Genomic DNA, 24,862 nt, shown 5'->3' on the forward strand with positions numbered 1-24,862 from the left:
ATTCTAAGCGCGGAATGGCAGTTCGCCGCTTAAAATGGGCAACGAAGCTCGCGTACCTCGAGCTGCTGCGACGCGTCCCGGACGCTGTCGCGGTCAACGTCGATTATTTCCGTGTCTTCGGCCGTTTCCCCAATCTGGCGAACCCGCAGCTCTTCTCCGAGAAGATGCAGCATCTGAAATTGCTGGATCACGATCCGCGTACGCCATCGCTCGTCGACAAGGTTCGTGTGAAGGATTTCGTCGCTGACAAGCTTGGGAAGCAATGGCTGATCCCAACGCTCTGGCATGGTGAGCATCTCACCGAAGATATTTTGCGTGATCTGCCGAAACCGGCGGTCGTGAAGGCCAATCACTCAAGCGCGCAAGTGAAGTTCATCACGGCTAACTCCAATTTGAGTTCGGTGGCGCGCGAAGCGAATGGCTGGCTCAACTACGACCACCACGTCGTCCATCGCGAGTGGGCGTACGGGAGCGTGAAGCGAGAATTGTTGGTCGAACCGTTCATCGGCGAAGATCAAGCGCCGGACGACTACAAGTTCTGGGTTTTCGATGGCGCGGTGCGATTCATTCAAGTGGATCACGGACGCTTTGGAAATCACACGCGTCAGTTTTATTCGCCGTCTTGGGGTCGTCTCGAATTCAAGATGAACTACCCCGACACGCCGGCCAATGTGCCGGCTCCGCGGCATCTTTCGCACATGATCGCGGCGGCGTCGAAATTGGCAGAGGGCTTTCGCTTTGTGCGCGTCGATCTTTACGACACGCCGCAAAGGCCGTTGTTTGGCGAGATGACGTTCTCACCCGAAGCGGGGCTTTGCCGGTTCGAGCCTGCGGCATTCGATCTCGAATTGGGTGAGAGTTGGTCGTACCCAGAATCCAGTGACGCAACCGCGCAGCTGAAGTCGTTTGCGGACGCATTCAGGTTGCGCCCGTCCAAATGATCGGACCTCTGCTCGTTTACTTGCTGTGCTTCGTGACCTGTGCGGTGTGCACGTTTCTGTTGGCGCGCGCTTATCGGCGGACTGGGATGCGCCTGTTGTTCTGGTGTGCTCTCTGCTTTTTCTTTCTCACCATCAACAACGCGCTCGTGTTGATCGACGTGATCCCGTCGCCGGAAACCAATTTGCTGGCCTACCGGCAGATCGCTTCGTTCGCCGCCGTCGCTGTGCTCATCCATGGCTTTATGTGGGAGATCAAGTGAGTGTTTCCGCACTCTGACTTTTTCTCCGGCATGATCACCATGGGCTACTTCGTAGCCTCTGCGTTCTTCCTGCGCTTTTGGGTTCGCACATCTGACGCGCTCTTCGTCGCGTTCTCGGTAGCATTTCTTTTGCTGGCGATCAGCTCGGCACTGACGGTGCTGCTATCGCTGCCGTGGGAGGAGCGTTCATGGCTCTATCTCATCAGACTTGCCGCATTCGTGTTGTTGATCGCTGCGATATTGGGGAAGAACTTCCGCAAGAGCTAATCGCCGGAGCGTCATGCCCATTTTTGCGTTTGAGACCGTTGATGTGTTTACCGACCAGCGCTTTGGCGGCAATCCGCTCGCGGTCTTCAAAGACGCGCGCGGGCTGAGCGCCGGGCAAATGCAGCAACTCGCATTTGAGTTTAATCTCAGCGAGACGACGTTCGTGCTGCCGCCAGAGAATACAGCAAACACGGCGCGGGTGCGAATTTTCAATCGCACGACTGAAATGGCGTTTGCGGGCCATCCGAGTATCGGCGCCGCGTACGTTATGGCGCGCGCCGGCTTGGCTGAAGGCGATCATCTTCGCTTAGAGGCGCCGGCCGGAATCGTGGCGGTTGAGCTTGAGCGGGGGCAGGCAGGTGAGGTGATTGGCGGCAAAATCACCGCGCCGCAGCCATTGTCGACCGGCCCCGAGATTGGCGCAGACACGATAGCCGCTTGTCTTGGCCTCGTGCTCGACGATGTCGTCACCAGCACCCATGCGCCTATCGTCGCCTCAATGGGCAATCCGTACGTGTTTGCTGAGCTGCGTCATGATGCGATCGCAAGGTGCGCACCCGATCTCACCGCATTCCGGCTCGCGCTCGCTTCACGCAACGATCTCGGCGCGCGCTTTTCGATTTTCGTCTACGTGCGCGACGGCGATCAAATTCGCGCACGTATGTTCGCGCCGATATCGGGGACATGGGAGGATCCAGCGACCGGCAGTGCAAACGCGCCGCTCGCGGGGCTGTTGTTGCAACACAGCACGGCCAACGACGTCGCGTTCACTGTCCGGCAGGGCGAGGAAATGGGGCGGCCAAGCTTATTGCGCATAACCGCTAGCCGCCGCGGCGGCGAGATCACAGCTACGGTCGCGGGCCATTGCGTCCCGGTATTTCGCGGTGAGGCTGTACTCTAGGGCGCGCAGGCGCCGCTTAGCGGGTGACGCCCCCGCCGCCGCCTGCTAGCGGTAGCGCCATAAAATTCGAGGGACGCCCGAAATGACTCACGCGGCCATTACCGGCTGGGGCAAATGCATGCCACCGGCCACGCTCACAAACGCCGATCTCTCCACTTTCCTCGACACGAACGATGAGTGGATTGTTTCGCGCACCGGCATGAAGGAGCGGCGCGTCTCTCACGTTACGGCGAGCGAGATGGCGACGATCGCGGCAAAGCGCGCGCTCGCATGCGCGGGCCTCGACGCCAAAGACGTTGATCTCATCGTCTATGGCAGCTGCAGCAATGATGAGCAGGTGCCGAATTCCGCGTCCGGGGTGCAAGCCGCGATCGGCGCCACGAAGGCCGCGTCCATCGATCTCAACACGGCGTGCACGAGCTTTCTCTATTCGCTCTCCACCGCGACGGCGATGATCCGCACTGGCGTTGTGAAAAACGCGGTCGTGATCGGCGTTGAATGGATTTCGCCGTTTATGGATTGGGAAAATCGCAACGTCGCGGTTCTCTTTGGCGATGGCTGTGCGGCTGTCGTGGTGCAGGCAAGCGACAAGCAAGAGGGTGTCCTTGGCGAGCAGTTGGGTTGTCTCGCCGACGCGCGCCAAACGTTGCGCGTGCGCGGCATGGGCACGGCTTACGTCAATCGTGGCATCACCATGGGCGACACCGAATGGGATTTCGACGGCCCCGAAATCTTCAAGCGTGCGGTCACCGGCATGGTGCAAGCGAGCCATGCCGTGATGGCGAAATGCGGCGTGACCGCCGACGACATCGACCTGGTCGTTCCGCACCAGGCCAACCTTCGCATCATCGAGGCGGTGGTGACGCGGAGCGGCGTGCCGATGGATAAGGTGATGCTCACCGTGGAGCGTTACGGCAATATGAGCGCCGCGACCGTGCCTGTCGCGCTCGCCGAAGCGCTTGAAGAAGGGCGTGTAAAACCGGGCGCGCTCATTCTAATGCCGGCGTTCGGCGCGGGACTTACCGTGTGCGCGCATCTCGTCCGTTGGGGCGATCGCGTGACGCCGCTCGGGACCACGGACGCCGATCTGCCGGCGAACAAGAAAACGGCGCTCGACATCATCAATGGCATTCGCAGCGGCAAAACCAATGCGAAGGAACGCTCTGGCGAAGGCTTGCGCAATTTGCGGTTTATCGAAGCGCTCTAATGGGCGTTGCCACCGAAGCGTGAACCAACGCCTCGGGTCATGCGTATCGGCTCCAATGATGAGGGCCAAGCCGTGACTACGCCTGCTATTGTTTGGCTGCGTGAAGATCTTCGCATCGCGGATAATCCTGCCTTACATGCTGCGGTGGCCAGCAAGCGGCCATTGATCCTGCTCTATGTCCTCGACGACGAGACGCCCGCTAAATGGCGCGTTGGGGGAGCATCGCGCTGGTGGCTGCACCACAGTCTCGCGGCGTTGTCGCGTGATCTGGAGAAGCGTGGCGCGAGCCTCACTTTGCGCCGCGGTCGTGCCGATCGCATGCTGTTCGATCTCGTTGCCGAGACTGGCGCCAAGCTGGTGTTTTGGAATCGTACCTACGAGCCGTATGCGATCGCGCGTGACACCGCCTTGAAGCAAGCGCTTGGCGCGCAGGGCATAGAGGTCGAGAGCCGCAGCGGCGCGCTCATGCATGAGCCTTGGACGGTCAAGACGAAGGCCGGGGAGCCCTTCAAGGTCTTCACACCGTTTTGGCGGGCCTGCTTGCAGATGGACCTGCGCGCGTTGGCTGCTGTGCCCAAGAAACTTGAAAAGTGGGTTGGAGAAATCGCGAGCGAGCGCTTGGAGGACTGGGGCTTGCTTCCGGCGCGGCCCAATTGGGCCAAGACCTTCGACGATGCTTGGACGCCTGGTGAAGCTGGCGCGCGTGAGGCGCTTACTGCGTTCGTCGAGGAACGTTTGCAGCACTATGCCGAAGCGCGGGATCAAATGGGCGTCGATGGAACGTCGCGTCTGTCGCCACATCTTCACTTCGGCGAGATATCGCCTGTGCAGGTGCGGCGGGCTGTTGAAGCGGCCGTGGTGCATGAGCCTGCGCTGCAGCGCGGCGCGGACAAATTTCTCAGCGAATTGGGATGGCGCGATTTCTCGGCCAATCTGCTCTTTCATTGGCCCACATTGCCTGAAGCGAACTGGCGCGAGCAGTTCGATGGATTTTCTTGGCGCGATGATAACGAAGCGTTCGTGGCTTGGACCAAGGGCCTGACAGGCTATCCGATTGTCGATGCCGCCATGCGCGAGTTGTGGATCACCGGCTACATGCACAATCGCGCCCGCATGATTGTGGCGTCGTTCTTGATCAAACATTTGTTGATCGATTGGCGCCGCGGCGAGGCATGGTTCTGGGATACGCTGGTTGACGCCGATCTCGCGAACAATGCCGCTTCCTGGCAATGGGTCGCTGGATCGGGAGCGGATGCCTCGCCGTACTTCCGCATCTTCAATCCGATTACCCAGGGCGAACGTTACGATGCGGATGGCGCGTACGTGCGACGCTGGGTCCCGGAACTCGCGAAGCTGGACAACGATGTGTTGCATCAGCCGTGGACCGCGGACCCAAAAACGTTGGCGGCCGCCGGAGTCGAATTGGGTAAAAATTATCCCGAGCCAATCGTGGATCACGCGGCGGCGCGCGCCCGCGCGCTCGCTGCGTTCGCCGATTTACCCAAGGCTTGAGGCGGCGCACAAGTTCCCAGTGGCGCGCTCTATAGTTAGCTATAGAAAATCCAATTGGGCCGATGGCCTCTGAAGCGCTATCGACGCTTCTAGGAGGACTATGTATGGCCGACGGAAATGACTCAAAGTGCCCTGTTCCGCATGCGCGCGGCAGACTCAATCGCGATTGGTGGCCGAACCAGGTCAATGTAGGCGTTCTCCATCAGAATACTCCCGAGTCCGACCCGATGGGTGAGGGCTTTGATTACGCCAAGGAATTTGAAAGCCTCGATCTCGACGCGGTGGTGAAAGATCTCCGCGCGCTGATGACCGACAGCCAAGATTGGTGGCCCGCGGATTATGGCCACTACGGTCCGTTCTTCATCCGCATGGCGTGGCACGCGGCTGGCACCTACCGGGTCGGTGACGGGCGTGGCGGCGGCGGGCGTGGTCAGCAGCGTTTTGCGCCTCTGAACTCGTGGCCGGACAACGGCAATCTCGACAAAGCGCGACGCCTGCTCTGGCCGATCAAGCAGAAATACGGCGCTAAGCTTTCGTGGGCGGATTTGCTCATTCTCACTGGCAACGTCGCCATCGAGTCGATGGGCGGTCCGGTGTTCGGCTTCGGCGGTGGCCGCGCAGACGTTTGGGAGCCTGAGAACCATGTGAACTGGGGCGCTGAGGAAGCGTGGTTGGCGGACAGCAAGGCGCCGAACAGCCGCTATTCCGGCGACCGTGTTCTCGAAGGTAATCTCGGCGCCGTGCAGATGGGTCTGATTTACGTCAACCCGCAGGGGCCGGACGGCAATCCCGACCCGGTCGCCTCCGCGCGCGATATTCGTGAGACCTTCGCGCGCATGGCGATGAACGACGAAGAGACCGTCGCGCTCGTCGCGGGCGGTCACACCTTCGGTAAGGCGCACGGCGCTGGTCCCGACAGCCATGTCGGCAAGGAACCGGAAGCGGCAGACCTTGAACTGCAAGGTCTTGGATGGATCAGCACGTTTGAAAGTGGGTTGGCCGGCCATACCATCACCTCCGGCATCGAAGGCGCGTGGAAGAAGAACCCAACGAAGTGGGACAACGGCTATCTCGACACGCTGTTCGGCTTCGAATGGGAGCTGACCAAGTCGCCAGCCGGCGCGCACCAGTGGAAGCCGAAGGGCGACGCTGGCCGTGACGTCGAGGATGCATTCGATAAGAACAAGAAGCATCAGCCGATGATGACGACGGCTGATTTGGCGCTGCGCTTCGACCCTGAGTACGAAAAAATCTCGCGCCGCTTCCACAAGAACCCGGCAGAGTTCGCCGATGCGTTCGCGCGCGCTTGGTTCAAGCTCACGCACCGCGATATAGGTCCGAAGGTTCTCTACAAGGGCAAGTACGTCCCGAAAGAGACGTTGATCTGGCAGGACCCAATCTCGGGCCCGAAGTCGACGATCAGTGCGGCTGATGTCGATGGTCTCAAGGCGAAGATCCTCGCGAGCGGCTTGTCGACGCGTGAACTGATTGAGACGGCGTGGGCCTCGGCTTCGTCGTATCGTGGTTCGGACCGCCGCGGCGGCGCCAATGGCGCACGCATTCGCTTGGCGCCGATGAAGGACTGGGAGGTCAACAAGCCAGCCCAACTTTCGAAGGTGATCAGCAAACTTGAAGCGATCCAGAAGGAAGCGGGCGGCAAGGTTTCGCTGGCCGACTTGATCGTGCTCGGCGGCGCCGCCGCTATCGAGAAGGCGGCCAAGGACGGTGGCGTTACGGTGAAAGTGCCGTTCACGCCGGGCCGCGCCGACGCGACGCAGGAAGAAACGGAAGTCCACTCGTTCGAGTATCTCAACCCGAAAGCAGATGGCTTCCGCAACTACGTGCGCGCGCCGATCATGGCGACGGAAGAGCACCTGATCGATCGCGCACAATTGCTTGAGCTGTCAGCGCCGGAATTGACGGCGCTGATCGGTGGTCTGCGCGTGCTGCAAGTTGGTCATGACAAGCACGGCGTGCTCACCAGCAAGCCTGGAGTTTTGACGAACGACTTCTTCGTCAACCTTCTCGATATGGGCGTGCAATGGAAGGGCATTGGCGGCGGCCAAGAAGAGTTCGAAGGCCGCGATCGCAAGAGCGGTCAGGTGAAGTGGACCGGCACGCGCGCCGATCTCATCTTCGGCTCGCACTCACAATTGCGTGCTCTGGCCGAAGTCTATGGCGCCTCGGATGCGAAGGAAAAGTTCGTGAAGGACTTCGTCAAGGCTTGGGCGAAGGTCATGGAGCTTGATCGTTTCGATCTGAAAAAGCCGCGCCCGGCCGGCGCACAGTAAACGATACGCACCTCAATGCGGGAAGGGCGGCGCAGCGATGCGTCGCCCTTTTTGCTTTGAAGGGGCTTGTATCCTTTTGGCCATAAGCTATTTCAGCAGAGCCAGGCCGGGCCCCTCTGGCGGTTCGCAAGAACCGTGATGTCGGACTGGAGGATTGCGAGTGAGAGCACGCTTCTAGCGTCGCCCCACCCACCACGGCCCGCCGGTAACGCGCTTTGCCCGCAATTCGCTTCCTCATCACCCCGAAGCTTTGCTCTCATGGGCATGGCCTCGTTTGCGCGAACGGGTCTCGTATGGATTTTCTATTCAACGAATACGCCAGTCAGCCGATTTGGCTCTGGCTCAGCTTTCTCGGAATCATCGGCTTTCTGCTCTGGCTCGATCTTGGGTTCGTCAACAAGGGCGATCACGTCATCTCACCGGCCAAGAGCGCGCTTATGTGGCTCGGCTTTGCATCGCTGGCGATTTTGTTCGGCGGCTATGTAGCGTTCATCTATGAGCCGGATCCGCAATATTACATCTCGCCGGACAATCTAAATCAGCAGGCGGCGATCCAATACTTCACGGGCTATCTGCTCGAAACGGCGTTGGCCTTCGACAACATCTTTGTCATCTCTTTGATCTTCACGTATTTCGCGGTGCCGCGCGAATATCAGCACCGAGTGCTGTTCTGGGGCATCTTGGGCGCCATCGTTTTCCGGGCGCTCTTCATTTCCGCCGGCGCGGCGATCGTGAATTCTTGGACGTGGGTGCTCTACTTCTTCGCCGTGTTTTTGATCTGGACGGGCTGGCGCATGCTTGGCGGCGGCGCTCATGAGCTGAAAATGGAGGAGAACGCGCTCCTCAAATTTGTTCGCAAGCACATGAAGGTGACGGACCGGATCGAGAACCACAATTTCTTCGTCAAAGAGATCAATCCGAAGAACGGAAAGCTCGCTACCTACGCGACGCCGCTGTTCTTGGCGCTGATCATGGTGGAAACTGCGGACATTGTCTTCGCGGTGGATTCGGTGCCGGCGATCTTTGCGGTCACGCGTGATCCGTTCATCGTCTACACCTCGAATATCTTCGCCATTCTCGGCTTGCGTTCGATGTATTTCATGTTGGCGGCGGCGGTGGAGCGCTTCGCGTATCTCAAGTACGGGCTTTCGCTCGTGCTGGTGCTCATTGGCGTGAAGATCATCTGGAACTTCGGTCTATCGAAGGAGCTGGGCTGGTTGCCGTATCTGGAACCGCAATGGGCGCTGCTCGCTACATTGGGTCTGATTGGTGGCGCGATCCTCTATTCGCTCTATCGAACGCGCCACGTCGCGCATTGAAGGCGAGGGGGCGGTGCAGCGATGCGCCGCCCCTAGTCTCGCAGCTTCGCCATGATGATGCTGTCGCGGACGCCGAGGTGGGTTTTCCAATTGCCGCGCAACACGCCCTCGCGCTGGAACCCGCCGCGCAAGAAAAGCGAGATCGAGGCGTTGTTGTCGGGATCGATATCGGCCGCGATGCGATGGAGATCGAGCGGGCCGAACCCGTACCCGATCACGAGATTGAGCGCCTTCGAGGCGAGACCACGGCCCGTTGCTGACGGCGTCATGATGATGCCGATCTCACCGACGCCGGTGCGCTGCACGAAAAGCGCGATGCGTCCCAACGCTTCGCCGCCGGATTCCGTGATCGCCCACACGTGAGCGCCGGTCATCGCAAGGGTTTCGGCGATGTATTGGCGCGTTTGATCGACGTCGTGATGCGCGGGGCCCGACCAATAATGATGTGTGCGCTCATCGCCATGCGCCGCGAACAATGCCTCAGCGTCGCTGATCTCAAGCGGACGGAGCAGCGCGCCGTCGGCTTGGATGGTGGGAAGGCTGTTGGTCATGCCTCTCCCCGCTAGCGCGGCGAACGACGCTTGACCAGGACAATGCTATCGCGGGGGGGCCCCATCGCTCGTGCGATCGCCCGGAATGGCGGCGCTGTGCGCGAAGCCCGCGTGTGAGAACAACCACAGGGATGCTGCGTTTTCTGCGTCGATGTTGGCGCGCAGCTCATTGAGACCGAGGGCGCCGAATGCGAAAGGCTCCACGAGTGCAGGCGCTTTCGAGGCCAGGCCCAGTCGATGCGCCGCAGCACGCAGGACGATGCCAAATTCGCCGGCGCCGGGCTCTGGAATGAGGAGCGCTAGTCTGCCGAGGGCGTCGCCGCCATCAGCCGTTCACTCGCGCGCTGCTTAACGCTTTCAGAGCGAAGCTGGCCGCAGGCCGCGAGAATATCGCGCCCGCGCGGCGTGCGGATGGGTGAAGAATAACCGGCGCGGTTCAGTACTTCGGCGAACGCCTCAATCGTACTCCAGTCGGAGCACTCGTAGTTCGTGCCCGGCCACGGATTGAACGGAATGAGATTGATCTTGGCGGGAATGCCGGCGAGCAGTCTCACCAGCGCCTTGGCTTCCGGCAGCGAGTCGTTGACGCCCTTCAGCATTACGTATTCGAAAGTCACACGCTTTGCGTTGTTAAGCGACGGATAGGAGCGGATCGCGGCGAAGAGCTCTTCGAGCTGATACTTCTTGTTGAGCGGCACCAGCTGATTGCGAAGCTCGTCATTGGTGGCGTGCAGCGAGATCGCGAGCATGGCGCCGGTGCGGTCACCTAATTCCTTGATGCGCGGCGCAACGCCGGCCGTGCTCACTGTGATGCGGCGGCGGCCGATCGAGATGCCATCGCCATCGGAGATGACGTCAATCGCGGTGTCGACGTTATCGAGATTGTAGAGCGGTTCACCCATGCCCATGAACACGATGTTCGTGAGCTGGCGGTCGCCGTCGTTGAGTGGGCGCTCTTGCGTCGGCCACTCACCGAGAGCGTCGCGCGCGATCATCACTTGCGTGACGATTTCTGCGGAGCTGAGGTTGCGCACCAGCTTTTGGGTGCCGGTGTGGCAGAACGTGCAGTTTAGCGTGCAGCCGACTTGGCTGCTGACGCAGAGCGCGCCCGCCTTGCCGACGCCCGGGATGAAAACAGCTTCGGCTTCGATGCCGGGGCCGAGGCGGATCAGCCACTTGCGGGTGCCGTCTGTGCTGATCTGTTGGGTGACGATCTCGGGGCGCTCAAGCGTGTAGTGCTCTGACAGTGTGGCGCGGAGTTCCTTGGCGACGTTGGTCATCGCCGCGAAATCGGTGACGCCGTAATGGTATATCCAGCGCCACAATTGCTCGACGCGCATCTTCGCCTTCTTCGGCTCGACGCCGACGCCAATGAGCTTCTCGGCCAGTTCGGCTTTGGAAAGGCCAGCTAGCGAAGGCTTGGAGGGGAAGGCTGATGTCACGAAAGCGCGTTATGGGGAGGCTTCGCACGCGCGGCAATCCCCAACTCCGCTTAAGTGCATTGCGGTAGCGCTTGCTGGGGTCCGATTTGCGGCTAGGGTTTCCGCGGTCGATCAGGGAGAGGGACCTTATGAACGATTATTCTCAATATGGTGGCAGCGATCCGACCGCGATGATGCAGGCGATGGGGCCGTTTTTTGCGGTTATCGCCATCGTCGGCATTGCGATCGCGGTGTTCTCGATCTTCTGCTGGTGGAAGATTTTCTCCAAGGCGGGGTTTAACGGCGCGCTTTCGCTGGTTTTCCTGGCAGGCATCATCCCATTAATCGGGCCGATCATCTGCTTGGTGCTCTTTATCTGGTTCGCGTTCGCCGAGTGGCCGGTGACCAAGCGCGCCAATAATCCGCCCCAACCATAATCACTCAGTGCGCACGGGAGCTGGCTTCTGCTTGAAGCGCAGCTCCCGGAGCGTGATCACGAGGGTGGAGCCAACTACGATCAGTGCGCCAAGCATGGTGATCAGGTTGGGGACCTCGTGGAACAAGACGAAGCCGAGCAGGATCGCGAAAACGAGGCGCGTGTAATCGATTGGCGCCATTGCGGCGGCGTCGCCCAGCGCCATGCCTTTGATGTAGCAAACCTGCGTCACCAGTCCGAGCACGCCCATCGCTGAGAGTAGGGCAAGATCGACCGGTTCAGGCCAGCGCCACTCAAGCACGGCGAGCGGGATCGCCAGCACAAACCCCAGCACCGCTGACCACACCATGAGCACCGTCACGGTGTGATCGCGGGTCATGACCTTCATGCCGGTTACGGTCATGGCGAAAAGCGCCGCGGAGCTGAGTGCGGCCCCGGCCGGCCAGCCGACGGCGTTCGCGATCGATGGCTGCAACATGATCAGCACGCCAAGAAAGCCGGTCAAAGTCGCGCCGAGGCGCCATGGCCCGATCTTTTCACCGAGCACGAAGATTGCCAGCGGTACGATCCAGAGCGTGCGCGTGAACGACAGCGCGTTCGCTTCGGCGAGTGGCATTTCTTGGTAGGCCCAAAACGCCAACACCATGCCCAAGGTCCCGGCGAGTGAGCGAAAGAGCAAAATGCCGGGGCGTGAAGTGCGGAACGCGGCGACTGGATCGCGCAAGATCAGCGGTAGCAAAACGATGAGCCCCGCCGCCTGGCGATAGAAGGTTTGCAGCGCGGGCGAATAATCGTCGCCGAGATATTTGATCAACGACGTCATCAGCGTGAAGGTCACCGCCGAGGAAAGCATCCAGAGCGCGCCGCGCACATTGGCGGAGAGCTTCTGGTAGCTGGCGCTGAAGTCGACCATGGCGGCCTTAGTGCGCCGGGCGCGTCCGATTCACAACGCCCGTAACCTTGCGGCAGGCGCAAGGGAGCCATACTTTGGTCGCGCACTTCACCGGTGTCGCCGATCGTCACGCTCACGATCCTCACCGCGTTCTTCTTCTTGCCGACGATTATCGCAGGCGCGCGAGGCCACAATGCCTTGGCAATTTTCCTGCTCAACTTCTTCTTCGGCTGGACCGTGATCGGGTGGTTCTGGGCGCTTATCTGGGCGGTGACCGATAAGCCGCGCGTCGAATACATCTACGCGGTGCGCTGAACCCTACGCCGTCAGCGCATCTTCGATCTCACGCAGCGTATTTTTTCCAAAATAGAGTTCATCGTCGACGAAGAAGCTTGGGATGCCGAATGCGCCGCGTTTGGCGGCGTTCTCGGTGTTGGCCATCAGCTTCGCTTTCACTTCGTGTTCCTGCGCGCGGGCGAGCAGACGATGAGCGTCCAGCCCGGAGGCGGCAAGCGCCTCGGCAACCACCGACGGATCGTCCATCTTCTTTGGCGCTTCCCACATGTGGTGAAAGACGGCTTCGGCGTATTGCGTCAGTACGCCGTCGATTTCGGCCGCCACCGCAGCGCGCATGATGAGGAGCGTGTTCACCGGGAAGAACGGGTTCATCTGGAACGCGTCGAGCTTGTGGTGCGCAATGAAGCGGCGAAGCTCCAGCATTTCGTAGGCGAGCTTGTTGGGGATGTTGGCGAAAGCGAACATCGGCGCCTGGTTGCCGGTGAGCTTGAAGAGGCCGCCCAATAGCACCGGCGTGTAGGTGAATTTGGCGCCCGTGCGCGCTTCGATCTGTGGCAGCACGCGATGGGCGAGGTAAGCGTTGGGGCTGGCGAAATCGAACAGAAATTCGGCTGTCTTCATCACCATTTCTCCCCGAACGGCCGCAGATCCATTTCAAAAGTCCAAGCGTCGCGCGATTGTTGGTGCAGCGCCCAGTACGCATTGGCGATGGAAGCAGGCTCCATCAGCACATCCGGCGGCAAGTTCGCTGCTGCCTCAGCACCGCGGGCTTGTGCGATGCGATCACGGACGAAAGCAGTGTCGACCCCTGCGTCGATCACGAGGTGGGCGACGTGAATGTTCTGTGGTCCAAGTTCGCGCGCCATGGCTTGCGCCACGGCGCGTAGTCCCGCTTTGGCGCTGGCGAATGCCGCGTAACCTGAGCCACCGCGCAGACTTGCCGTCGCGCCGGTAAAGAAGATCGAGCCCTTGCCATGCTTCAGCATGATACGCGCAGCTTCGCGGCCGGTGAGGAAGCCGGCTTTGCACGCCATCTCCCAGACTTTGAAAAACACGCGCTCGGTTGTTTCCAGGATCGGAAAGTTCACGTTGGCGCCAGGATTGGCGATCACGACTTCAAGTGGCGCGTGCGCGTCCGCGGCTTGTAGGAATGCGCTGATTTCATCTTCCTTGCGTGCGTCGAGCGCGCGCGCCTCGCAGCGGCCGCCGGCAGCTTCGATCTCGCGCTTCAGCGGCTCCAATTTTTCCGCGGTGCGACGGCCGACGAAGACAGTGTAGCCCTCGGCGGCGAATTTTTTCGCGATGGCAGAGCCGATGAAGTCTCCCGCGCCGACAATGGCGCAGGTGGCGTTGCGGGCGGACATGTTTCGCCTCCGTCTTGACTGGCGACTAGTAAGTCTTGAAAGTGAACTGAGTCAATGGCAAAGTGTGCGCATGCGTTGGGATGATCTGGATCGCGAGACTTGCTCGCTTTCGCGCACGCTTGCCGTGATCGGTGATCGCTGGACTTTGCTGGTGCTGCGCGATGCGTTTTTACGCGTGCGGCGGTTCGAGGATTTTCAGGCAAGCCTTGGCATTGCGCGGCGCGTGCTGACGGAGCGGCTGAAGCTTTTGGTCGATGAGGGCGTTTTGAAGAAGGTCGCGTATCAAGAGCGACCGGTACGTTACGAATATCGGCTGACGGAGAAGGGGCTTGGGCTCTATCCGGCGCTGGTCGCGCTCGTGCACTGGGGTGATGAGCATTATGCCGGCAAGAAGGGCCCGCCCTTGCTGCATCGCCACCTCGCATGCGGCCACGATTTCAAATCTGTGATGACCTGCTCGGAATGTGGCGAAGCGATCGATCCGCGCGAAGTGAAGCCCCACGCTGGCCCTGGCGCGAGGAAGCGAGCTTAGCCCTTTGCTTTCGGCTTAGTGTTCATCTCTGGAGGCGGGCCGCCCGGCATAATCGGGCGCGCCGGATAGCCGCCATGCGCGAGCAAGCGATCGTACATGACGAGCGCGCCGGCGAGGCCGACGTTGAGGCAAAACTTCGTCGGGATTTGCACAACATGCGCGCAGCGCGCGATCACCGCCGGCGAAAGCGAGCCGCGCTCTTGACCGAGAATGTATGCGGCCGCTTGCGGGTGCTGAAAACGTGGCAGTTCGACGGCATCGTCGGTGAGTTCGACGCCGACAAGCTGGCAGCCTTTAGGCAGCAACATCGTTTCCGGCGAGTCCCACGGATAGTAGGGCACGTGATCGAAGCTGCGCGAGGTGTCGCTATTATAGGCCTCGCGTACCTTGGGGTGCGCATTGATGGTGAAGAAAAAGCTCGCGCCGAATGCGTTCGCGGTGCGCATCAACGCACCGAGATTCATCGGCTTCGAGATTTCTTCGGCGCCAATTCCAAAATAGCCGCGCATCAGCCCCTGCGGCAGTTCGTGTAAGGACCGCCGCGCGCGCCGTTGAGCATCGCTTCGTCACCATGCTCCCAGTATTCCACGGAGCCATTGGTGTAACGGGTGCCTGAGCCGGCCTGAACGCCTGGCAGATGGTAAATTTGGCCAGCGGCGAAGACTTCGGCATTTCCCTCGCTGGTGAGACGCATGCTGAACGCTGCGCCGCCATCGCAGCGCCAATCAGCGCGCGGCCCGCCTGGGGTCGTTGGCGACGCGCACGCGGCGAGCGCGAGCAGGGCGGCGGCGAGAGCTAGCTTCTTCATAGGCGTCACCTCACTTGAACGTTTTGACTTCGCGAAGGCCCACAGATGATGCGAGGCCGCGTTTCATACCCTGACTCGCAAACGGTGCGGTGACGTTGCCTTTGGCGTCGACCGCGATCAACCCGCCATAGCCGCCAAGTTTGCGGACATCGTCGATGACGGCGGCGGCGGCCTGATCCAGACTTTGGCCGGCATAGGCAATGCGCGCGGAGACATCGGCGGCGGCGTTCACGCGCATGAAGTATTCACCGAGGCCTGTGCACGAGACTGCGGCCCGTTCGTCTGCCCAGCAGCCGGCGCCGATGATTGGGGTGTCGCCAACGCGTCCGGGCATTTTGCCGTGCAGGCCGCCAGTCGATGTCGCCGCCGCGAGCTTGCCGCTTGTATCGAGCGCGACCGCGCCGATCGTGCCCGCGCCCGGTAGGCCGCTCTCGGCAGGCACATAATAAGTTTTAGGATCGTCGACCTTTTCGAACTCTTGGTCGCGCGCGAACGCGCATGCACCCGGGCCGACAAGCAGAACGTGAGAGGTCTTTTCCATCACCCCGCGCGCGACGCGCACGGGTGAGATGAAACCTTGCAGCGCCGCAACAGCGCCGGCGGCGCGCGTTGCGCCATCCATGACGGAGGCGTCGAGTTCGACGACGCCTGCTGCGTTGGGCGCCGCGCCCTTTCCGGCAACGTGCAGTCCGCTCGCTTCCAGCGCGCTGGCCATCGCGGTGACCACATCCAGCGCGCTCATGCCTTTGGCGAGCATCGCCGCGCCCCGGTCGAGCAGGGCGGCCATGTGTTCTTCTTCCGCTTTGTAAGCGCGCTCCGCGATGGCGCCGGCGCCGCCGTGGAGGGCGAGCGCCCAGGTCGAGGTCATGAGCGGCTCTATAGACCTATTCGACGGGCGCCGCGCTATCGCCTGACGTCACGGCTGTGGAACTCTTGCCGAACATCCCGTTCTTCCAGCCGACATAAAGCGCAACCAGGGTGGCGGTCGGCACGAAGCTGTCGGCTTGATCGGTGAAGTCGACCAATTCCCATAGGTTCACGAGGCCTGCCGATCCCCACAGGCCTACCAGCACGATTGTGCCGACGCCTTCAGTGACGCTGCCGAAAATCGGGATGCGCCCCAGCGTCAAGTCGAACAGGTCGATGACGACGGAAAGGGCGAGCCGGACAAAATAGCCGCTTCGGGTCATGAGCTAGTTTTGGACCGTCAGCGCGCGAGCCGCTACAAGAAAGCGCAACACACCAGAAAACGCATTTGGGAGATGTCATGAAAGCGCTGCTCAGCACCAAAATCGGTCCGCCGGAAGCACTGGAATATGCCGACGCGCCTGATCCGGTAGCTGGCGAAGGTGAGGTCGTGATTGCCGTGAAGGCGGCGGGCGTGAATTTCCCGGACGCACTGATTATAGAGGACAAGTATCAGTTCAAGCCCGAGCGGCCGTTTGCGCCGGGTGGCGAGATCGCCGGTGTGATCGAGAGCTTGGGACCGGGTGTTACCAATGTGAAAGTTGGTCAGCGCGTCATCGGTTCTCTGGGCTGGGGCGGCATGGCCGAGAAGGTGAAGACCCAAGCGCAGCGCGTGTTGCCGATCCCGGACAACATGCCGTTCGATGACGCGAGTGCGTTCATCCTTACCTACGGCACTTCATACTACGGCTTGAAGGATCGCGGCGCGCTGAAGGCTGGCGAGACGCTGTTGATTCTTGGCGCCGCTGGCGGCGTTGGCATCGCGGCGATCGAGCTTGGCAAGGCGATGGGCGCACGCGTCATCGCCGGCGTTTCGACGCAAGAGAAAGCAGACTTCGCGAAAGCGGCGGGCGCCGACGACGCTGTCATCTATCCCGCATCGGGCATGTCGAAGCAGGAAAGCAAAGATCTTGCTGAGGCGTTCAAAAAGGCCTGCGGTGGCGGTGCTGACGTTGTTTATGACGCCGTTGGCGGCGATTATTGCGAGCCGGCGTTACGCGCGATGGCGTGGAACGGACGCTATCTCGTGATAGGATTTCCAGCGGGCATCCCCACGCCGCCGCTCAATCTGACACTGCTGAAGAGCTCTTCGATCGTCGGCGTGTTTTGGGGCGCAAGCGTGGCGCGCGAGCCGGAGCTTCACAAAGGCAACGTGCGCGATCTTTTCAAGCTCTATGGCGAAGGCAAAGTGAAGCCGCGTATTTCGGCGCGCTATCCGCTGAAAGAAGGCGGCAAAGCTATTCGCGCGCTGATGGATCGTACGGCGACAGGCAAGCTTGTGGTGACAATGGAATGACGCCAAGCGCGTTCATCGCCGCTGCGTGGATCGTATGGCTGGTCATATGGATTCTCGCGGCGGGTTGGAGCGCGCGCACGGCTTCCCATCATGATCTGGGCGCCGAAAGCCCGAGCCGCGTGCTGACGTTATCGGCTGTTGTGATGATCCTGGCGTCGTACTGGCCGACGCCACAAGCGCTGATGTGGACCACCACGCGTGAGTTCGGTTGGGCGATGGCGGGCCTGGTTCTGCTTGGGCTTGGCTTCACCTGGGCGGCGCGTCTTCATCTTGGGCCGCTCTGGTCGAGCACGTCCGCGCCGATCGAGGATCACCGCATCGTCGACACCGGTCCGTACGGCGTCGTTCGTCATCCGGTGTATGCGGGCCTGCTGCTGGCCGTGGCGTCGACGGCGATCGAGCGCGGCCGGCTAGAAGCTGTGGCAGGCGCGCTTGTGCTCGTCGCGGCCATCTCGTTGCGCGCCAAGCTTGAAGAGCGGTTCCTGCGGCGCGACCTCGGTGATGAAGCCTACGCCAACTATCGTCGCCGGGTGCCGATGCTTATTCCGTTCGCGAAATTTGCGCCGCGTGCATCCACCGACTAGGTCTGCGACGGATAAGCGATATCGCGGACGAATTCGCAGTGTGGAGAACGGCATGAAACGGCGTGGACTTCTGATCGGGGCGCTGCTCGCGCTCGCTGCTTGTGCGACGTCCGCGCAAGATGCGCCTCCAGCCGGATTCATCTCAGAGCGGATCAGCGTCGTCACGCGCGGCGCCGGTCGTGACGTCATCTTGATTCCGGGACTTAGCTCCTCGCGCGATATCTGGAATGCGACCGCAGACGCGCTTGATGATAGCTATCGCGTCCATTTGGTGCAGTTGAATGGCTTTGCCGGCGCGCCGGTTGGCGCGAATGGCGATGGTGAGGTAGCCGCGCCTGCTGCAGATGAAATCGCACGCTATATTGGCGAGAACCGTCTCGATGATCCGGCAGTGATCGGCCATTCGATGGGCGGCACCATCGGCATGATGCTGGCCGCGCGCCACCCGGACTCCGTCGGTAAACTTATGGTCGTCGACATGTTTCCGTTCATGGGCGCCATGTTTGGCGGGCCGGGTGCAACAGCTGAGAGTGTGACGCCGATCGCCGATCAAATCCGCGGCGCTATGCGGATGGCGCAGCAGGGCGTTGTCTCGGATCAGACGCGGGCGACAATCGCGACGATGGTGCGGACCGAAGCCGCGCGTCCCGAAATTATGGAGCATGCCCGTCAAAGCAATGTCAGCACGATTGCTAACGCATTCCATGAGCTGATCGTCACCGATTTGCGTCCTGAGCTCGCAAATATTCGCGCGCCACTCACGGTGCTTTACGTAATCCCGCCGCAAGCGCCGGTGACACCAGAGCAATATGACGGGTACATGCGCGCTTCGTATGCCAGCGTGCCGACGGCGCGGATTGTCAAAATCGAGGACAGCTACCACTTCATCATGATCGATCAGTTCGATCGCTTCATGGGCGAAGTGAATGCGTTTCTCGGAAGCTAGCGCTTCTGAAATCCCGCCAAGACTTCACAGACCCAACGCGCCGCCGTTAGTGCACTGATGGCGGCGACGTCTAGTGAAGGATCGAACTCGGTGAGATCGACGCTGCGTACTTTAGGGTGGGCGCAGATGAGGCGGGTTGCGTCGAAGAATTCCTGCACTGTAACGCCACCCGGCCTTGCGCCTGGCGCGCCCGGCATGGCGCTTCGTTCAACCACATCTATATCGAAATCGACGTGGATGACGTCGCAGCGGGCAGCGAGCCGTTCGAGCGCATTGGCGGCGATCGATGCCAGACCCTGGGCTTTGCAGGCTGCGGCCGTCGCAACATAAATGCCGGCGGCCTTGGCTTTTTCGTGGGCCTTCTTGGTGTTGGCGAAGGGGAGCAGGCCGATCTGTGCGATGTGCGCGCCCGGCATTCCATCTTCAAGCAGGGCTTGGATCGGGTTGCCGTTGGTGAGACCGCAATCGGTGTCGCGAAGATCGAAGTGTGCATCGAGCGTGAGAACGCCAACGCGCTGCAGCGATGCGTCCAGCGCGTGTGCGCAGGGACGGGTGATCGCATTGTTCCCGCCGAGCACGATGCTGAGGTCGTGCTTCTTGGTAAGTGGCGCCAAGGCGGTGACGATCGGGGTCAATGACTCCGCCGGTTGTAGCGTGCTGATATCGACATCCCCGGCGTCGAATACGCGGAGTGACGACAGGTCTGTTTCAGTTTCGAGATCGTAGACGCTCATCCGCTTCATTGCGGCGCGCACGACGGCGGGGGCTTTGTCGCAGCCTCCCGGCGTGATTGAACCCAATCCCATTGGAGCGCCGAGCAAGGCCACAGGCGCTGAAGCGTCTTTCGTCAGTAAATCGGCGGACGAGAACCAGGAACGGCAGTCAGAATCTGAGGTCATGGCCGGATCATTGGCGCGGCGGTGCGGCCCAGTCTATAGAGCAGCCATGTGGGACACGCTTTGGGTTGACGCGAACCTCGCCACGATGGCGCCGGGAAAGCCGTATGGCGCCATTGAGCGTGGCGCGGTGGCGGCGAAAGACGGGCGCATCGCCTGGATTGGCTATGCAGCGGATTTGCCCAAGCCGCCGGACGAACTCGCGCACGATGTCCGCCGCTGCAACAATTCATGGATCACGCCCGGCTTGGTCGATTGCCACACCCATTTGGTGTTCGGCGGCGATCGCGCGCGTGAATTTGAGCTTCGCCTGGAGGGCGCGAGCTATGAGGAGATCGCGCGTGCTGGCGGTGGGATTGTGTCCACTGTCGCCGCGACGCGCGCGGCCACCCGTGAGGAACTGACGGAAAGCGCCGCGCTTCGGCTTGCGGGCCTCACACGCGAAGGCGTGACGACCGTTGAGGTAAAGTCGGGTTACGGGCTTGATCTCGAGAATGAGTTGAAGATGCTTCGCGCCGCCGGTGATCTAGCGGTGCGCGGCAACGTGCGCGTGAAGCGTACTTTTCTTGGGCTCCACGCTTTACCGCTTGAATTCAAGGATGATCGCGCGGCGTACGTTCAGCTGGTCGCTGACGTGATGATCCCGGCGGTTGCGGCCGAAGGCGCTGCAGACGCGGTCGATGCCTTTTGTGAGAATATTGGCTTCACGACTGAGGAAGTAGATTACGTCTTCTCCGCTGCGCGTGCGAGCGGGCTGGAGGTAAAACTCCACGCCGAGCAGCTCAGCAATCAGCACGGCTCGGCGCTTGCTGCGCGCTATAAAGCGCTTTCGGCCGATCATCTTGAGTACCTGGATGACGCTGGCATTGTCGCAATGGCGGAGAACGGCACGGTTGCGGTGTTGTTGCCGGGCGCGTTCTATTTTCTGCGTGAGAAGCAGCTGCCGCCGATCGACACGCTGCGCAAAGCCGGCGTGCGCATGGCTGTCGCGAGCGATTGTAATCCGGGCACCTCGCCAATGACCTCGCCGCTCATGGCGCTGAATATGGCATGCACCTTGTTCCGCCTCACGCCGGAAGAGGCGTTGGCGGGCATCACCCGTGAAGGCGCGCGCGCCCTCGGCATTTTGGACGAAGCCGGTACGCTCGAAATTGGCAAGGCAGCCGATCTAGCGATCTGGGACGTCAAGTCGCCAGCTGAGCTCAGCTATTGGCTCGGCGCACCGCTTTTGCGGGAGCGAGTATTCGCCGGCCGCGTTGTGTGAGTGGCTGCGCCGGGGTAGAAGCGCGCCAAAATTCCTGGAGGAAACATGGATCTCCGTCGCGATGACTCGCGCGTCATCCGCGCGCCGCATGGCACGACGCTGAGCTGCAAGAGCTGGCTGACTGAAGCGCCGCTGCGCATGCTGATGAATAATCTTGATCCGGATGTCGCTGAACATCCCGAAGAGCTCGTTGTGTATGGCGGCATTGGCCGCGCCGCACGCGATTGGAAGAGCTACGACAAGATCGTTGAGACGTTGCGGCGTCTCGAAGACGACGAAACGCTTTTGGTTCAGTCCGGTAAGCCGGTCGGCGTATTCAAGACGCACGCGGATGCGCCGCGTGTGTTGCTGGCGAATTCCAACCTCGTGCCGCGTTGGGCGACGTGGGAGCACTTCGACGAACTCGATCGCAAGGGACTCATGATGTACGGCCAGATGACGGCCGGCTCTTGGATTTACATTGGGACGCAAGGCATCGTGCAGGGCACGTACGAGACGTTTGCCGAAATGGGCCGCAAGCATTTTGGCGGCGATTGGAAGGGCAAGTGGATTCTGACGGCCGGTCTCGGTGGCATGGGCGGTGCCCAACCTTTGGCTGCGGTGATGGCCGGCGCGTGCTGCCTGGCTATCGAATGCCAAAGCGATCGCATCGATAAACGTCTGCAGACGCGCTATCTCGATAGGCGCGCCGAAACGCTCGATCAGGCAATGGCGATGATCAACGAAGCTTGCGCTAAGGGCGAGGCGATCTCCGTCGGCTTGTTAGGCAATGCGGCTGAAATGTTTCCCGAGATGGTCAAGCGCGGCATTCGCCCGGACGCTGTCACCGACCAAACCTCGGCGCATGACACGGTGAACGGTTATTTGCCTGCAGGCTGGACTGTGGAGCGCTGGAACAAGACGCGTATCCAAAATCCGGAAGCAGTGCGTGAAGCAGCATGCGCGTCGATCGCTGTGCATGTGAAAGCGATGCTTGATTTCCACAATTTGGGCATCCCGACCGTCGATTATGGAAACAACATTCGCCAAGTCGCGAAGGACAACGGCGTTGCGGACGCGTTTGCGTATCCAGGTTTCGTGCCGGCTTATGTGCGTCCGCTCTTCTGCCGCGGTGTTGGGCCGTTCCGTTGGGCGGCGCTCACCGGCAACCCGGACGACATTGCCAAGACCGACGCGAAGGTCAAAGAGCTGATCCCGAACGATGCGCACTTGCATCGTTGGCTCGACATGGCGATGGAACGCATCGCGTTCCAAGGCCTGCCGGCGCGCATATGCTGGGTGGGCTTGGGCCAACGTCATCGCCTTGGGCTGGCGTTCAATGAGATGGTGGCGAAAGGCGAGATCGGTCCGCTTGTGATCGGTCGCGACCACCTCGATTCCGGTTCTGTTGCATCTCCAAATCGCGAGACGGAAAAGATGCGCGATGGATCGGATGCCGTCAGTGATTGGCCGCTGCTGAACGCGCTGTTGAACACTGCCGGTGGCGCGACTTGGGTGTCGCTGCACCATGGCGGCGGCGTTGGCATGGGCTATTCGCAACATTCCGGTGTCGTGATCGTGTGCGATGGCACAGAGGCGGCGTCAAAGCGGATTGCGCGCGTGCTCTGGAATGATCCCGGCACCGGCGTCATGCGCCACGCTGATGCGGGCTATGAGGAAGCCATTGAGTGCGCACGCGAGCAGAAGCTCGATTTGCCGGCGCTGGAGATCCGTTGATGAAACTCACGCTCGCGCAATTGCGGGATATTTGGGCGGGCGCTGGCTCGCTTTCGCTTGATGCGGCGGACTACGCGCGCATCGAAGCATCCGCCAAAACCGTCGCTGACGCGCTTAGGTCGGGTAATGCGCTCTACGGTATCAACACTGGCTTTGGTAAGCTCGCTTCGACGCGCATTAGCGATGATAATCTCGCAGCATTGCAGCGCAATCTCATCCTCTCTCATGCGGTCGGCGTCGGTCCGGCGCTGAATGAGAGAGTGACGCGATTGGCGCTTGCGATCAAAGTCGTAACGTTGGCGCAAGGCCGTTCTGGCGTTCGCCGCGTTGTCGTCGACGGCCTTTTGAAGCTGCTGACAAGCGGCGCGCTGCCGGTCATTCCAAGTCAAGGTTCGGTTGGCGCTTCCGGCGATCTCGCGCCACTTGCGCATTTGGCGTGTCCGCTCCTGGGTGAAGGAGAGGTCCGGCTGGGTGGCGAGACGCTCGCGGCGCGTGACGGGCTGCAGCGGATTGGTCTTGAGCAGATCGTGTTGGGCCCGAAAGAGGGGCTCGCGCTTATCAACGGCACCCAAATCTCGACCGCGCTCGCGCTGGACGCGCTGTTCCGTGCGCAGGATGTGTTCAACGCAGCTTTGGTTGCAGGCGCTATGTCCGTTGATGCGCTCAAGGGGACTGATGCGCCATTCGATGAGCGTATTCACCTGGCGCGCGGGCAGAAGGGGCAGATCGAAGTCGCTGCGCGCCTGCGCAAATTGATCGAAGGCAGCGCGATCCGCGAAAGCCACCGCAACGCTGTAGACGATCCGAGGGTTCAGGATCCGTACTCGCTTCGGTGTCAGCCGCAAGTGATGGGAGCGTGTCTCGACGTGCTCAACAATGCCGCGGCGACGCTTGAGATCGAAGCCAACGCCGTGACGGATAACCCGTTGGTGTTTGCCGAAGATGGCGTTGTGCTCTCCGGCGGCAATTTCCACGCCGAGCCGGTGGCGTTTGCCGCTGACATGATCTCGATGGCCGTAAGCGAGATTGCATCGATCAGTGAACGGCGCATCGCGCTTTTGATTGACCCAGCGCTTTCGGGTTTGCCGCCGTTTCTGACGCGCGAAGGCGGTTTGAATTCCGGCTTTATGATCCTACACGTCACCGCGGCGGCGTTGGTGTCGGAGAACAAGACGCTCGCGCATCCCGCGAGCGTGGATTCGCTGCCGACGTCCGCGAACCAGGAAGATCATGTCTCGATGGCGACGTTCGCCGGCCGCAAGGCCGGCGACATCGCCACCAATGCCGCGCACGTGATTGCGATAGAGCTGTTGGCGGCGGCGCAGGGCGTCGATTTTCAGGCGCCTTTGAAAACTTCGCCGGCACTGCAAAAGTCATACGAAAAAGTGCGCGCGGTTTCCGCGTTCATGCCCACCGATCGCTCATTGGCGGGCGACATCGGCCGGGTGCGTGAGTTGATCGAAGCGAGCGCTTTCGCGGGCTAGCAGCCCATAGGGTCGGCTTTCCAGCCGATCAGTTCACCGCTTGCGCTTCGCACCTCGGGTGCATCGTAGCACTCGCCGCCTGGCTGTGCGCCCGGCGCACGGACGAATATTGCAACGCCCTCACCGGGGACGCGCGAGTCTTCGTTTCGCTGTTGCGATACGGCGCTCTGGGGATTGGCGAAGGATGCGACGCAATCTTGTTCGCCGCCGTCGCCGCGCATGCGCACGTTCACATTCGAGCCGCTGTGGCGTGCGTAGGTCACCCAGCGCGTCTCCGGAGACTTGGCGATGCACGCGTCAATGTATGGCATCAGTTCCAGGAGATGGGTATCCCAGCGTTCGATGCCGCACCCGGTCACGGGTTCTTGGCCGCGGGCCTGGATGGTGACGCGCAGGGGATAGCTGGCGCCGTTGATGTCGCAATCTTGGGTCACGAAATCGACCGTTAGATCGCCGCTCACAATCTGAGCGCCGCTAGGTGTTGTCTGTGGCGGCGCATACGTCGCGGAGGCGATGGTTTCATAGTTCATGCGCAATTCCATCGCATTTGCGGAGGTGTCGGCTATGAACGCGAATTCAGGCGATGTGCCGAAGACATCGAACGAGCCGGTGGGAATGGCGGCTGTTGGCGCTTCGGGCGCGGGCGGGGTGGCCGTTTGCCCGCAAGCGGTGAGTGCTAGGGCGAGGGCGACCAAGGCCAACTTTTTCAT

The 24,862-nt window shown here is 61.1% G+C and carries 29 protein-coding genes; 17 read left to right on the forward strand and 12 right to left on the reverse strand.

All coding sequences use genetic code 11. The features are described 5' to 3' along the window. The first annotated feature begins 14 nt into the window (after window positions 1–14). From ATE48_RS12025 to ATE48_RS12060, 8 genes are all read left to right on the forward strand, one after another. The gene (locus ATE48_RS12025; protein WP_066771844.1) at window positions 15–941 is read left to right on the forward strand and encodes an ATP-grasp fold amidoligase family protein; all 927 of its coding nucleotides are present in this window, start codon (window positions 15–17) and stop codon (window positions 939–941) included. Beyond that, on the forward strand, window positions 938–1,201 hold the full coding sequence (locus ATE48_RS12030; RefSeq protein WP_066771847.1) for a DUF5985 family protein: 264 nt from the start codon (window positions 938–940) through the stop codon (window positions 1,199–1,201). The genes ATE48_RS12025 and ATE48_RS12030 overlap by 4 nt, the downstream gene beginning before the upstream one ends. Continuing rightward, window positions 1,202–1,468: a DUF5985 family protein gene (locus ATE48_RS12035; RefSeq protein WP_228126596.1), complete on the forward strand. Its 267-nt coding sequence runs from the start codon at window positions 1,202–1,204 to the stop codon at window positions 1,466–1,468. It abuts the gene before it with no gap. Between the two features lie 13 nt (window positions 1,469–1,481). After that, the gene (locus ATE48_RS12040; RefSeq protein ID WP_066771848.1) at window positions 1,482–2,369 is read left to right on the forward strand and encodes a PhzF family phenazine biosynthesis protein; all 888 of its coding nucleotides are present in this window, start codon (window positions 1,482–1,484) and stop codon (window positions 2,367–2,369) included. Between the two features lie 82 nt (window positions 2,370–2,451). Then, window positions 2,452–3,576 carry a ketoacyl-ACP synthase III gene (locus tag ATE48_RS12045; protein ID WP_066771849.1) on the forward strand — a complete coding sequence of 375 codons (1,125 nt, stop codon included), beginning with the start codon at window positions 2,452–2,454 and terminating at the stop codon, window positions 3,574–3,576. Between the two features lie 39 nt (window positions 3,577–3,615). Continuing rightward, window positions 3,616–5,088 carry a cryptochrome/photolyase family protein gene (locus tag ATE48_RS12050; protein WP_066771851.1) on the forward strand — a complete coding sequence of 491 codons (1,473 nt, stop codon included), beginning with the start codon at window positions 3,616–3,618 and terminating at the stop codon, window positions 5,086–5,088. Window positions 5,089–5,192: 104 nt separating this feature from the next. Then, window positions 5,193–7,379: a catalase/peroxidase HPI gene (gene katG, locus ATE48_RS12055; RefSeq protein ID WP_066771853.1), complete on the forward strand. Its 2,187-nt coding sequence runs from the start codon at window positions 5,193–5,195 to the stop codon at window positions 7,377–7,379. Between the two features lie 293 nt (window positions 7,380–7,672). Continuing rightward, on the forward strand, window positions 7,673–8,698 hold the full coding sequence (locus ATE48_RS12060) for a TerC family protein (RefSeq protein ID WP_066771856.1): 1,026 nt from the start codon (window positions 7,673–7,675) through the stop codon (window positions 8,696–8,698). Window positions 8,699–8,730: 32 nt separating this feature from the next. On the opposite strand, the gene ATE48_RS12065 is transcribed toward ATE48_RS12060, so the two are convergent. The 3 genes from ATE48_RS12065 to rlmN are packed head-to-tail and all read right to left on the reverse strand — an operon-like array spanning window position 8,731 to window position 10,691. Further along, window positions 8,731–9,249 (reverse strand): GNAT family N-acetyltransferase, encoded by a 519-nt coding sequence (locus tag ATE48_RS12065; RefSeq protein WP_066771859.1) that lies wholly within the window; start codon window positions 9,247–9,249, stop codon window positions 8,731–8,733. A gap of 45 nt (window positions 9,250–9,294) precedes the next feature. Continuing rightward, window positions 9,295–9,540 (reverse strand): GNAT family N-acetyltransferase, encoded by a 246-nt coding sequence (locus tag ATE48_RS20455; protein ID WP_083197318.1) that lies wholly within the window; start codon window positions 9,538–9,540, stop codon window positions 9,295–9,297. Between the two features lie 8 nt (window positions 9,541–9,548). Beyond that, on the reverse strand, window positions 9,549–10,691 hold the full coding sequence (rlmN, locus tag ATE48_RS12070) for a dual-specificity RNA methyltransferase RlmN (RefSeq protein ID WP_066771860.1): 1,143 nt from the start codon (window positions 10,689–10,691) through the stop codon (window positions 9,549–9,551). Window positions 10,692–10,819: 128 nt separating this feature from the next. Between rlmN and ATE48_RS12075 the strand changes: the two genes are divergently transcribed. Beyond that, on the forward strand, window positions 10,820–11,107 hold the full coding sequence (locus ATE48_RS12075; protein WP_066771862.1) for a hypothetical protein: 288 nt from the start codon (window positions 10,820–10,822) through the stop codon (window positions 11,105–11,107). Here the strand turns inward: ATE48_RS12075 and ATE48_RS12080 are convergent, their stop codons facing one another. Continuing rightward, window positions 11,108–12,019: a DMT family transporter gene (locus ATE48_RS12080; protein WP_066771863.1), complete on the reverse strand. Its 912-nt coding sequence runs from the start codon at window positions 12,017–12,019 to the stop codon at window positions 11,108–11,110. Window positions 12,020–12,112: 93 nt separating this feature from the next. On the opposite strand from ATE48_RS12080, the gene ATE48_RS12085 reads away from it, so the two are divergent. After that, window positions 12,113–12,313, forward strand: a complete 201-nt coding sequence (locus tag ATE48_RS12085; RefSeq protein WP_228126597.1) for a superinfection immunity protein — start codon at window positions 12,113–12,115, stop codon at window positions 12,311–12,313. 3 nt (window positions 12,314–12,316) lie between these two features. Here the strand turns inward: ATE48_RS12085 and ATE48_RS12090 are convergent, their stop codons facing one another. Next, entirely contained in the window at window positions 12,317–12,916 is a 600-nt protein-coding gene (locus tag ATE48_RS12090; protein WP_083197536.1) for a 2-hydroxychromene-2-carboxylate isomerase, read from the reverse strand. Continuing rightward, entirely contained in the window at window positions 12,916–13,659 is a 744-nt protein-coding gene (locus tag ATE48_RS12095; RefSeq protein ID WP_066771867.1) for an SDR family NAD(P)-dependent oxidoreductase, read from the reverse strand. The genes ATE48_RS12090 and ATE48_RS12095 overlap by 1 nt, the downstream gene beginning before the upstream one ends. Before the next feature lie 70 nt (window positions 13,660–13,729). Between ATE48_RS12095 and ATE48_RS12100 the strand changes: the two genes are divergently transcribed. Next, entirely contained in the window at window positions 13,730–14,191 is a 462-nt protein-coding gene (locus ATE48_RS12100; protein WP_066774984.1) for a winged helix-turn-helix transcriptional regulator, read from the forward strand. Here ATE48_RS12100 and ATE48_RS12105 read toward each other — a convergent pair. Genes ATE48_RS12105 through ATE48_RS12120 form a run of 4 tightly spaced genes read right to left on the reverse strand, consistent with a single transcriptional unit; the run spans window position 14,188 to window position 16,189 of the window. Further along, on the reverse strand, window positions 14,188–14,700 hold the full coding sequence (locus ATE48_RS12105) for an RNA methyltransferase (protein WP_066771868.1): 513 nt from the start codon (window positions 14,698–14,700) through the stop codon (window positions 14,188–14,190). The two genes, ATE48_RS12100 and ATE48_RS12105, sit on opposite strands and share 4 nt — an antisense overlap. Beyond that, window positions 14,700–14,999: an MliC family protein gene (locus tag ATE48_RS12110; protein ID WP_066771869.1), complete on the reverse strand. Its 300-nt coding sequence runs from the start codon at window positions 14,997–14,999 to the stop codon at window positions 14,700–14,702. Before ATE48_RS12110 ends, ATE48_RS12105 begins: the two co-directional genes overlap by 1 nt. A gap of 10 nt (window positions 15,000–15,009) precedes the next feature. Beyond that, a complete protein-coding gene (locus ATE48_RS12115; protein WP_066771871.1) occupies window positions 15,010–15,867 on the reverse strand; it encodes an isoaspartyl peptidase/L-asparaginase family protein in 858 nt (285 codons plus the stop codon). Window positions 15,868–15,883: 16 nt separating this feature from the next. Further along, complete coding sequence (locus tag ATE48_RS12120; RefSeq protein WP_066771873.1) at window positions 15,884–16,189, reverse strand: hypothetical protein; 306 nt, start codon at window positions 16,187–16,189, stop codon at window positions 15,884–15,886. 77 nt (window positions 16,190–16,266) lie between these two features. On the opposite strand from ATE48_RS12120, the gene ATE48_RS12125 reads away from it, so the two are divergent. Genes ATE48_RS12125 through ATE48_RS12135 form a run of 3 tightly spaced genes read left to right on the forward strand, consistent with a single transcriptional unit; the run spans window position 16,267 to window position 18,792 of the window. Next, window positions 16,267–17,262 (forward strand): NADPH:quinone oxidoreductase family protein, encoded by a 996-nt coding sequence (locus ATE48_RS12125; RefSeq protein ID WP_066771875.1) that lies wholly within the window; start codon window positions 16,267–16,269, stop codon window positions 17,260–17,262. Next, window positions 17,259–17,846 carry a methyltransferase family protein gene (locus ATE48_RS12130; RefSeq protein ID WP_066771876.1) on the forward strand — a complete coding sequence of 196 codons (588 nt, stop codon included), beginning with the start codon at window positions 17,259–17,261 and terminating at the stop codon, window positions 17,844–17,846. The genes ATE48_RS12125 and ATE48_RS12130 overlap by 4 nt, the downstream gene beginning before the upstream one ends. 52 nt (window positions 17,847–17,898) lie before the next feature. Continuing rightward, window positions 17,899–18,792 (forward strand): alpha/beta fold hydrolase, encoded by an 894-nt coding sequence (locus ATE48_RS12135; protein ID WP_066771879.1) that lies wholly within the window; start codon window positions 17,899–17,901, stop codon window positions 18,790–18,792. On the opposite strand, the gene ATE48_RS12140 is transcribed toward ATE48_RS12135, so the two are convergent. Beyond that, window positions 18,789–19,691 (reverse strand): agmatinase family protein, encoded by a 903-nt coding sequence (locus tag ATE48_RS12140; protein WP_066771881.1) that lies wholly within the window; start codon window positions 19,689–19,691, stop codon window positions 18,789–18,791. The genes ATE48_RS12135 and ATE48_RS12140 overlap by 4 nt on opposite strands. A 46-nt stretch (window positions 19,692–19,737) precedes the next feature. Here ATE48_RS12140 and hutI point away from each other — a divergent pair, with 46 nt between their 5' ends. From hutI to hutH, 3 genes are read left to right on the forward strand one after another with little or no spacing between them, the layout of a single operon-like run. Beyond that, window positions 19,738–20,952, forward strand: a complete 1,215-nt coding sequence (hutI, locus tag ATE48_RS12145) for an imidazolonepropionase (RefSeq protein WP_066771882.1) — start codon at window positions 19,738–19,740, stop codon at window positions 20,950–20,952. A gap of 45 nt (window positions 20,953–20,997) precedes the next feature. Further along, window positions 20,998–22,668: a urocanate hydratase gene (gene hutU, locus ATE48_RS12150; protein ID WP_066771883.1), complete on the forward strand. Its 1,671-nt coding sequence runs from the start codon at window positions 20,998–21,000 to the stop codon at window positions 22,666–22,668. Then, window positions 22,668–24,152, forward strand: a complete 1,485-nt coding sequence (gene hutH, locus ATE48_RS12155; protein ID WP_066771884.1) for a histidine ammonia-lyase — start codon at window positions 22,668–22,670, stop codon at window positions 24,150–24,152. The genes hutU and hutH overlap by 1 nt, the downstream gene beginning before the upstream one ends. On the opposite strand, the gene ATE48_RS12160 is transcribed toward hutH, so the two are convergent. Continuing rightward, window positions 24,149–24,862 (reverse strand): hypothetical protein, encoded by a 714-nt coding sequence (locus ATE48_RS12160; RefSeq protein ID WP_066771885.1) that lies wholly within the window; start codon window positions 24,860–24,862, stop codon window positions 24,149–24,151. The two genes, hutH and ATE48_RS12160, sit on opposite strands and share 4 nt — an antisense overlap.

It is taken from the genome of Candidatus Viadribacter manganicus (genome assembly GCF_001679665.1).
In the GTDB taxonomy this organism is placed as follows: Bacteria; Pseudomonadota; Alphaproteobacteria; order Caulobacterales; family Aquidulcibacteraceae; genus Vitreimonas; species Vitreimonas manganica.